Origin of the sequence: Syntrophothermus sp., from assembly GCF_013314835.1 — a bacterium.
Taxonomy (GTDB): domain Bacteria; phylum Bacillota; class Syntrophomonadia; order Syntrophomonadales; family Syntrophothermaceae; genus Syntrophothermus; species Syntrophothermus lipocalidus.
Genome location: NZ_JABUEX010000079.1, coordinates 1 through 8018, shown reverse-complemented (window position 1 = coordinate 8018; position 8018 = coordinate 1). Strand labels below are relative to the sequence as shown.

The 8018-nt window shown below is 49.7% G+C and carries 5 protein-coding genes and 1 pseudogene; all 6 read right to left on the bottom strand.

Annotated elements, in window-relative coordinates; all coding sequences use genetic code 11:
• A pseudogene (locus HPY90_RS14110) lies at window positions 1-288 on the bottom strand (FMN-binding glutamate synthase family protein); the annotation flags it as partial.
• A 729-nt stretch (window positions 289-1017) separates the two neighbouring features.
• Window positions 1018-5235: an NACHT domain-containing protein gene (locus HPY90_RS14105; RefSeq protein ID WP_287195431.1), complete on the bottom strand. Its 4218-nt coding sequence runs from the start codon at window positions 5233-5235 to the stop codon at window positions 1018-1020.
• Between the two features lie 30 nt (window positions 5236-5265).
• On the bottom strand, window positions 5266-5910 hold the full coding sequence (locus HPY90_RS14100; RefSeq protein WP_287195429.1) for a HEPN domain-containing protein: 645 nt from the start codon (window positions 5908-5910) through the stop codon (window positions 5266-5268).
• A gap of 224 nt (window positions 5911-6134) precedes the next feature.
• Window positions 6135-7049: a hypothetical protein gene (locus HPY90_RS14095; protein ID WP_287195427.1), complete on the bottom strand. Its 915-nt coding sequence runs from the start codon at window positions 7047-7049 to the stop codon at window positions 6135-6137.
• A 265-nt stretch (window positions 7050-7314) separates the two neighbouring features.
• Entirely contained in the window at window positions 7315-7632 is a 318-nt protein-coding gene (locus HPY90_RS14090) for an anti-phage BREX system Lon protease BrxL (RefSeq protein WP_287195426.1), read from the bottom strand.
• Between the two features lie 159 nt (window positions 7633-7791).
• Window positions 7792-8018 (bottom strand): hypothetical protein (locus tag HPY90_RS14085; RefSeq protein WP_287195424.1); only part of this gene is annotated, 227 nt, incomplete at its 5' end.

The following is an 8018-nucleotide window of genomic DNA, read 5'->3' as shown; positions in this document are numbered from 1 at the left end:
GATGGCGCGGTCGCTGTCCGCCTCGACGCCAACGGCGCCGGCGGCGGTGCCCATGATGTTGAAATGGGAGAAGTCAACGGGGTAATCCTTTTCCGAAGCGGAAGTGGTTTTTCCAAAGGGCTGGGGATAAAGCACCTCCTTCCCCCGGTAGGCGGACTTCCCCACCTCGCAGAGCCCCACGCACCCGTCCAGGCAGGTGGCGCAGAGCCCGCTGAAAGGGCAGACGCTTTCCCTGGTCCGGCTCCTCGTCAGGGTAGCAGCGCTGGCGTTGGGTTTGCTGAAAGACATCCTCAATCTCATCCTCCTTAATTCGATCTTTCTCCCTGCGCGCCCCTCTTTTATCTCTTTTTTCCGGCGCAGGCAGGATATGCCCTGAGGAATACCTGTTTTAACAATCGTGTTTTAAAATTCGTCGAACAACGCGAAATTCCTGGTATCCAGTGCGATGTATACATGTATACATGATGGACGATCCAGTATTCACCGCCTCCGGGAATTAAGGGAAGGCACCGGGAACGCAAAAGGGGAACCTTAAGGGAAAATTGGGCGCCCAGCAGAAGAGCAGTAGTGGCAATCTTGTTGACCATCCTCGGTCAGCCCCGGGAGTTGGAAGCGATGGCCTCTAACCCGCTGCAGGAACAGCAGATCTAAAGAGGCGGGGTCCTCGACCATTCTCGCCTGGCTTGCCAAGTTTTGCAGGCACCCCAGGACGAGACTTATGGCATGCTGTAGTGAAGAAAAAAGGAGAGAATCGATACTGTTCTCTTGCAGCAGTGAGCACTTAAATCTTCTGATGGAAAATAAGCAACTTCCTGGAAAGGAATGACGTATCTCTCGTAGAATCCATGCTTTTTCAAAGTTCCCCGGGCGTGGCATTGTAAAAATCACAGCGGCCACTGACGTTTCGGTAAGGTTTTTTCTTCCTCGTTTATCGCTCCCATTCTACCATGCCGTTTATCTGGTCTCCCAGGGGGTTAGTATGCAACGCATCCCGCTTAGCCACAATTGATTATTGAATCACCGTAGTGCCATATTGATAACCAAAGCCCTAACCCGTACGCCCTGCTTTGACAATTCCGCAGCTTGGGTTTCGAAAATCTTTTGTGCTTCCTTCAGATCAAGCATAGGAGCATTTCGTTTTCTATAATCGTCTTCATCCCACTGGTCACAGTTGAACCACGCAACAACATATAGACCATGCTGACATCTATTATCCCTTAGATAGCGGTCAACGAGTTGCGTCTTCATTGCATGATTCAACTCTCTATTCCAACAACCTTTTACTTCGATAATCGCTGAGACAGAGTCAAAAGCTTCCCGGTGGGAACTTCGCAAAACCGTATCAACATGAATATCCGTTTTCTCCCCTCTGCTCGAACCGTAACCGCGGCGGATTTCAACCTCACGATTAACAATAATACCCCTCTGTTTCAGATCTTCATCAAGGTGACTTTTTATAACATCTGAAATCTCGCTTTCTTTTTTCGGTCGATAGAGCCCCATGATCTCGTTCCATAGGATAAAGGCAAGAGGCGTTTCACCTTGTAGCTTGGCTTCGAGTCGCTTCAAGGATTCGATTATTACGTCGAGAAGTTGATCGCCATTTTGCACAAGTCTAACGTCCCGGCTCTTCGCCATCCTAAGTATGTCATGAGGCTGAAGGGGCACCCAGGTGTGATACCGCGCTAAGGATTGCGCTTCTAATAATGACCATTTGAGCCAACTTACCTGAGGCAGTTCGTGGATAACCCGGCGAATTGCCTCGCAGGCCTGGTAAGTTCCACGCCGTTTAAGATGCTGGAGAAGCGAATCTCTAAATTCGGCGATACTTTCTCTTGGTCCCACCCAGTAAACATCATCGTGCTCAGGATCTTCGCTATACGGATACCGGCGGACCAGCCAAATATAAAGGTCGGCCAACTGGTCTTCAGTAAGCCGGCGACCGATACTTGCACGGTCGTCAAATCGATCCGCCACTAGTAGAAGCACCTCGTGAGCAAATTTGGGGTCTTTCTGGATGGTCGGCCAGACAACCGACCAACCAGCATCCTCGGTATGGAGCATAAGAATGCTCGCGGCAACGACAGCCCTCGAACGCTCGTCTTCACCACCGAGAGAGGAGAAGGAAATAACTAACGATTCCGCAAACGCCCTTGCCTCTTTAATTCCGTGGTCAAGAAGCTCGCAAAGCAGAGAGCCCATGCATTCCGGTTTCAGTTTCTTATCCTTTACCTTATTTAAAAGTGCGGCCGCCAAACGGTCATCCCAGCAGTGCTCAACTTTACGGGTAATGTAGATGTATTTACCTTCTTCGTTCTCCTTATCAATCAAAATCAACAGAGTGCTAATTGTCTCTTCGGGAGCGTGGTGATACGCCATTTTCACAAGCTCATAGTGCGGTTCTTCGCCCCCGATACCATTTGATATGGGATAGGCAAGGATCATAGGTGCCCATTTCCTCCAGATACCGGTAGGCAAACCAGAAAGGAAGTCTGGATTCTTCTGTAAAAGCAGTCGCAACGCCCTGTAGCCGGCAAATGCAGGCCTATACAACGTGTTTGTTCCAAGCCACTTATGGGTTTCGGGGTCCTGGTCCAGAACGTATTTCTTCGCAGCTTCAATAATCCTGGCTTTAGTCCGATCGTCCCCTCCCTTCCAGCCGGGAAGAACTGTTAAGTCTGACTCGAGCTCGTTTCCGTAATGAGTACTATCCGGCCCAAGTGTCATTTCTAAATTGAGATGCCACCAAGCCGCCAAATCACCGGATTCAAATCTATCAAGAAGAATAGCAATCCTTTCCCCTGGCGGTGGCTTGAGAAGTGGTCGCTTCCGCTCTCTCCTCTCCCATTTCTGCCTCTCCAGGTACTCGGCTTTCATTTTCTCTGCTTGGGGTGAGCCCAGCTCCACCGGCCTAAAAAGCCCTTCAAAGGTCTCAGCAAGGACCCTGCTCTTTCTGCTGGCCACAAAAATAGCGTCCAACTGGTACGGCTCACGCCTATCAAAAGCCGCCCATATTAGCGCAACCCAGACACGCTGGGCTTCTTCAGATACTGAAGATAATAATTGTTCAATCATCCAGGGGACATCTTTCGAAAACAGTAATGGTGTTTGGCTGTAAGCCAGTATTACCGAATCTTTTCGGGGATCCCCTAACAATGGGACCATCGCTTTCAAGACCCGGCGGCGCTTTTCATCCTCAGTGACTAATAGATCGCGAAACGGCGAATCCAGCTTCCCTTCAATGACGGCATCGTGTTGCTTTAATCGTGATAATGCAGCCTCGGCGAAGGCCTCCGCAACACCTGGCACTTCAAGGTTCTCCCATGCTCGCAGCATGATGGCATCCATAAGTCTTTCAAGTGAATAAGGCAGATGATGCCTACGTTGCTGTTCTTTGACCCATTTTAGCGCTACGGGTAAGTCTGACGGCTTTAAATGAGGGGTGACTTCTCGTTCGATAAAGACCTGATAGGCTCCAACAAAATTCCTACGCTTAGGCGGCATTAAGACCGAAAACAATTCCTCCACCGTCATAGAGGTAGGCCATACCGCTCTAAGGCCATAACCTTTTAACTCGTCATCGGGATCCTCGTCGACCTTACCGGTAGCCAGCGGCTTAAGTTTCGCTTTGGCATCAGTGTCGCCAATGCGATAAACGCCACAGGCAGCCTGTACCCGAACCGATAGGGGTTCCGAAGAATCAAGGGCTATATTTACAAGTTCGTCTTGTAACGCTCGAAGCTCACAGGCTTCTGCGATATCAATTGCTACTCGCCTTACAATAATGCTTTTTGAACCATCACATATGTAAGGCCGTAACTGCCTAGCCAAGGCCGGATGGTTTAGTTTTCTATATCGTTGATAAAGACCATGATTCCAATCTATCAATTTTTCTTCCTCAAAGAGCTTTAATAAACTTTCGACTAAAGCTGCGCGATCGGCAGTCTCAGCAGTTGCCACATCACTTCCAAGCAATGCCTCGGGGTTTTTAACCATTACTTGCCTGAAAATCTCTGAATTCATACCAGCCAACCAAGCTGCTGTCTCGTGAAGCTGAGGTACCAACTTTCCTTCGGGGTCACCAGGGTGAACCACCAAACTCATCATCTGCTTGACCGCCATCTTGTTTTCGACAAGATACCGCGCAGCAAGAAACTCAGCATAAGTCTTATGAGCCCATCCTAAACGGTGAGGACCCCGAGAAGAAAAAAGGCCAGTAGCTAAAGTCTCCTCGATGGCAGCTCGAGTCACCTCGAATTCGTTTCCGTTTACGTTTTCCTTCCCGCCACAAAGTTCCTGGATGGTCACATCTTCCTCCGGAATGTCGCCAAAATCCGGTCCTGTCCAAATTGCATCCCGATTAGCGAACATAGTTACAGCAGCAATGCGAGCTGCCACTGCCATCCGTTGCTCTGCAGTAAGCTCTCCTTTTAACCCCGCAGCAATACGGCTTTCACTAATCTCCTCGCAAAGCAACCGGCTCCCACAAAAGTAAAGTTCTGTCTGCGTATGGGGAAAACTTCCATATTTCCGGTAAAGATTCAGAAGGAACCTGAGAGTGACCGGCTTAATCGCTAACGGCACACCTTCTTTTCGTTCAACCTCGTTTGTGAAAGCATCTGGATCTAATCCATTCACCTTCGCCGCTTCTCTCACGTCCACCCGGCGCAGGGGTGCTAACTCAAACACCCGAACCGCTTCCTCACCCCATAACTCTCTCAATCCCCTTTCTAACACATTCGGCCAATCCGCGGTTCGGCAAGCAATTCGAAGACAAAGACGCTCAACGGGATATTTCTTTAATTCATCAAGCAATAGGGTTGCTACCGTATCAATCCTCAGCAAGCATTCGTCCAAACTGTCCAGAAAAAGGTGTAGCCGGTATTCGCCCCCTAGCCACCGTGTAAACGTCGTGCTCTCAAACAAATTTCGCACCAGGCGATCTTCACTTCCGAATGAGCGCAAATCTAACCAAAATATATCATCGCCTTGATCTTTTGCCGTAACCTTAACCACTTCGTACCCCGCCTGCATAGCAAAAGTTTTCCCAATTCCAGGTTCCCCAAGCAATACCAGGCACGGAACGCCTGCTATAGATTCGAATGGCACTACGTCAGGGTTGTAGATATGCCCCCATTCGGAATCGGGGTCCACCATATACCCGCCGTCAGACAAATCAATCCTACCCGTTCTCGGACACCAAAAACGTTTCCAGTTATAAGCTCGGGTTTCCATAGCCGCAATCACCCAGGGAAAAATTGTTTCTTAGGACAAGATTCCGAAAATATCACCAGAATCAAGGCCACTCAGAATTTCATCCCGACTTGGCAGTGTTATATTTATTTCCCGGCAGTCGCGAGCCAATTTAAGGAACCACAGGCAGGCGCGCCGAGCAAAATTTCGAGCCTCGTAAAGGTAAGCTGAAGAATAGTCTTGCCACGGATTTCCATGGATCAGATCACTTCGAACCTGATACAACTTGTGGAACTGATATTTAATCCTGTCTCGCTGTGAAGAATTACTCCCTAAAATTCGGCTCAACCTCCGTGCTAAAGGTCCGACTACTTCTTCGTCTTCGCTCCTTCCTAAAAGCGCTTCTATCGAGGTAATGTGCCAAAGTAGCTGTTCCGGAGCAGAACCAAACGGGTCGGTCAAAAATGCCTTTGTTAAATACTCAAGAGCTACTCCGAAAAAGGGCCATGCCTCAAGCAACGAATCGTCGAGCAAGTCTACTTCTTCTTTGACAGATTGTTCAAACTCAAGTGTTTCTTCTTCACTTAAACTAAACCATTCTGCAGGCCCTTCTATCTCTTCACCCCTATGGTTGCAATAAGGAATTGCCTCGAGACGCGTCGCGTCGGGAGCCGCTGGTGGAAAATCTATCAAATTAGGAGCGAGTTTACCTACCACAGGAATTCTGAATCCATACCAGGGTTTAACCTTTGCCCGGGAAGCGTCCAACCGTTCGGCATATTCATCTACGCGAGCCACATACTTATGAAGCGAATCAGTAAGCAAGCTGATCCTTAAGACTCATGCACACCCACCCCGGTCTTTTCAAAAAGCCCGCTTCCACGTCTGTCGAGCTTTTTGGGTTTTTGTTCCAAGTACTTTGGACGGTCTTTAAGCCATCATCAGCCTCCGTGAAAACGATCCCGCAGAGAGAAATAGATAATCCCTTCCTGTGCAGCCTTTTGAATCTTAATTTCTAGCGCGTCAACAAGCGAAATGTGGCCCTCAAGGATCAAACTTAAGTCCGAACCATCAAACAAAACGATGTTGGAACTGACGCCTCGGGTAAATTCCAAAACGACCTCCGGTCGAAAGCCGACAATGGATACAAAAATTCCTCGGGTACTTGTAATTTTTTTGTCAACCTTCGTTTTGAAAGCCGCAAGTTCTGCCTCTGAAGGCGGATCCGATCGCCACCGGGCCTCGACAAGATAATCGAAGCCCTTAAATTCAAAGTGACCATCAATCTGCTCAGTAGCTGTGCGGTACGGTCGGCGGTAGGGAATCTCGTGAACCTCGAAAAGCTCGGCCAGAAGCTCTTCAAGTCCATAACCACGCTCCTGAGGCTTTTCCCGACCTAAAATCATCGCGGTAAATCTATTTCGTAGCTCCTCCATCTTCTGTGCCCTGGCCGCGAGCGCAGCCTGCTTCCGGCGAGCTTCCTGAATCTTTTGTTCCGCAGCACTTCTTTCTTCTTCAACAATAAGTTTTTGTCCACGAGCAAGCTCCTTTAGCCACTTTAAAGCTTTTAAGGCAGCATCCCGGTCTGGCACTGATTCATCAGGAACATTGCGAAGCTTGCAAAGCTCCGTGACAATCCTTCGTTGAACCAGAAAACCCTGTTCTCCTAACGCATCCAGTTCTGCGAGGACGTGCCTGATGATCTTGTATTTGGACTCATCAGCAAAACGATCGTATATCACTGCCGGTACCCCGCAACTCAAAAGAAACGTACGGAAAGGGTCCTTCAGCCAAAATGCCTTCCCGCAGACTTGAACAACAGCCTCTCTTATTTCAAAAGGAAGCCGAGTATTCACAATTTACACCTTCCCAGAATTACGTAAACAACATAACTACCGGAACTTCACATGGATCGCCGAGAATTTCTTGGATGGCTACGTCGATCAGTTTGAAAGTGAGCTTCTCCGGCAGGGTTTCCGCTGCCAGGAGGCCCGAGGACCAGGTAAGGGATAAAGAAACTTCGGGTGTTTGGATGCCAATCTCAACCGCTTTTGAGGTCATGTGAATTCCCGGACCTGTAACCTCAACAGTAACCCGACGGGGAACCGAAGATGCTATACCCTACCGGGAAGGCAAAGAGCGCATCCCCGGGCCAGCCGAGGCGCTGGGCTTAACCAGGTCCTCTGGAATGTTTACGCAGTCAATCTGCAAGTTGACCAGGGTTGCCCAGTATTTATCCTCTGTTTCTACCAGCCGCACCTTCACCTTGTCAATGACCTGGTGGCGCCCTCTTTCCCGCACCTGGGCCTTGAACCACTCCGCCTGGTCCGGGCGTACATAATATGCTACTTTTTTTGCTTCCTTCCTGGGTTCTGCCCTGCGGCAGAAATCCACCCTTGAAGTATTAAGTCGGGTCTTGTTCTCAAAGTGATTCGTCATTCTTCACTATTACTCCTGCATCCATCCTCCCATAAAAAACGGCCTGCCTGCCTGGGCAAGACCGTCTTAATCTAAAGCCTCAATCTAAAGCCTTAATCTTAAATCTAGAGATTTTTAATCAGTTATTTTTAATCAGTTAATGAAGGCCTGCAGGGGGATTTAAAGCGCGAGGCCGCGGAAGAGGAGATCGAGGCCCTGCTCAAGCTGCGCCTGGAGATCGCAGGGAAAGCCGGGGGCATCTGCTGCACCTGCCGGTCCGCCGCCTGCAGGTGCGCCGGGAGAGCCGAGGAAAAGCGGGAGGCAGAGGGCGCCCAGCGCCCCCAGGAAAATTTGCGCGGCAAGCCGGGGATCAACGGGGCGGAACTCCCCGCGGGCGATCCCCCGCG

What these genes read in the sequence shown, in the direction of transcription:
- HPY90_RS14105 (WP_287195431.1), bottom strand. Translation starts at nt 5,235, where the DNA reads ATGGAAACCCGAGCTTATAACTGGAAACGTTTTTGGTGTCCGAGAACG.
- HPY90_RS14090 (WP_287195426.1), bottom strand. Translation starts at nt 7,632, where the DNA reads ATGACGAATCACTTTGAGAACAAGACCCGACTTAATACTTCAAGGGTG.